This window comes from Deltaproteobacteria bacterium (assembly GCA_009930495.1).
GTDB lineage: Bacteria > Desulfobacterota > Desulfovibrionia > Desulfovibrionales > Desulfomicrobiaceae > Desulfomicrobium.
In genome coordinates, this window is record RZYB01000361.1 from 1 (window position 1) to 1,623 (window position 1,623).

1 protein-coding gene is annotated in these 1,623 nt (G+C 67.0%); it reads right to left on the reverse strand.

Going from position 1 to position 1,623, the window contains the following annotated elements; translation table 11 throughout:
- Positions 1–235: 235 nt before the first annotated feature.
- Complete coding sequence (locus EOL86_14685; protein NCD26818.1) at positions 236–1,603, reverse strand: hypothetical protein; 1,368 nt, start codon at positions 1,601–1,603, stop codon at positions 236–238.
- Positions 1,604–1,623: the final 20 nt, after the last annotated feature.

Sequence of the window (1,623 nt, forward strand, 5' to 3'; positions counted from 1 at the left end):
CCCGAATCCTTAGCGAAGGGCGGAAGCGGCCGCCTCGGCTTCTTCGTTCAATGCGGAATGGCCCTTGAGGCACCCGCAGGTCGGTACAGAAGCGCACCACGCTCCGATTGGATGGCCGGCGGTGTCGCGGAGGAGCGCGTCTGATCCCGGAATCGCGCGGCGGGTGCGCGCCGGGGCCTGGGCCGCATCTGAATTGGCCCGGGCTTGGTTCAATTTGGAGGCGGCCGGTGGCCGCTCATTCGAGCGATGGCAGCGACCAATACGCCTCGTCCGTGCCTTCTCCCCGTTTGCGCCGGGGCACGAACCGGGAAAGGAACAGCCGCCACCAGCGCAGCCAGCCGGCCGGAACGCAGATCTTCAACCGGCGGCGGTTCGCATGGCTGACCACCGTGGCCGGGATCGTCAACAGATGGCGGATGATCGACCGGATCCGCCAACCCTGGTGCTCGTCCTCCAGATCCAGCACTTTCAACGCCGTCAACACGTTGTAGGCCAGCGTGGCCAGCGTGTAGAAGGCCCGGTTCGCCGTCAGCGACAGGCAGGGCGGATGGTGCAGATCCAGGTCCGACAGCACTTCGCTGAAGCGCTGCTCGCAAGCCCCCTTCAGGCGATGCCGCTCGAACACCGCCCGGGGAGTGCGCGCCGCATCCGGTTCGCAAGCCACAAACGCATACCGCCAGAACATCTCCCCGGCGGTCTTCCAGCGGCAGACTGCGAAGGCCTGCGGTTCCTCCATCCCCTCGGGCATGTGCTTGAGCCCCGCATAGCTTTCCTCAACGTCGTCGCGGATTCGCGTCTCGCCCCAGGCGCTCTCGGGCAGCTCCCCGGCCATCCGCTCCAGCGGGCCCGTCCACTTGTTGTAGCTGACGCTCCACTGGGAAAAGCCCGCCGCCGTCGTATGCGTCAGCAGCCCGCCCTCGCTGGAGCCGCTGTCGGCGAAGAAGTAGGACCGGCCTTCCTCCCACAGCTCGCGATGCGCATCCAGTAGCTCCTTCTGGCACTGCGCCACCGTGCCGAACGACCCCAACTCCTGATCCAGCAGGAACGGGCCCGCCCAGAGCGTCTGCCAGGACAGCGCCAGATCCCCGTTGTAATTCAGCCGCGCCCCCTCGATCTTCTGGCCGTGCACCTCGATTTCCGTGTCGTCGAAAAACAGCTCCAAGGCCCCGGCATGGCGGACCCGCCCGGCCACCGCTTCGCCCAGGACCCGCTTCACGAACCACGCGTTCACCGCGCACAGCCCTTGGAGGCTCTCCTCGCTCTGCGCCCGCAGCCATTCCGCCAGCGTTGTCTGGTCCGCGGTCTTCTCCATCCCCACCGATTCGAGCAGGACCTTGTCCGCACCCAGCCGCTCCGCATCCGCCAGGCACACCCCGCCGCTCGTCAAGGCCAGGATCACCTGCGCGCACAGCGACTCCGGGTCGAAGCCGGCCCCCTTGCGCCGCCGCGGATCGAGGCCCTCCACGCGGGACAGGCGCTCCCAGAGCCCGAAGCGCCGGCACAGGGCGTCCACCAGCACTTGGCCGCCATGGGACGTGCTCTTGCCCGTTCCGCCGAGTTCGAATGCGTACTGCGTCTTGCGTTTTCGATAGTGGGATTTCATGGCCACTACAATAACCTATA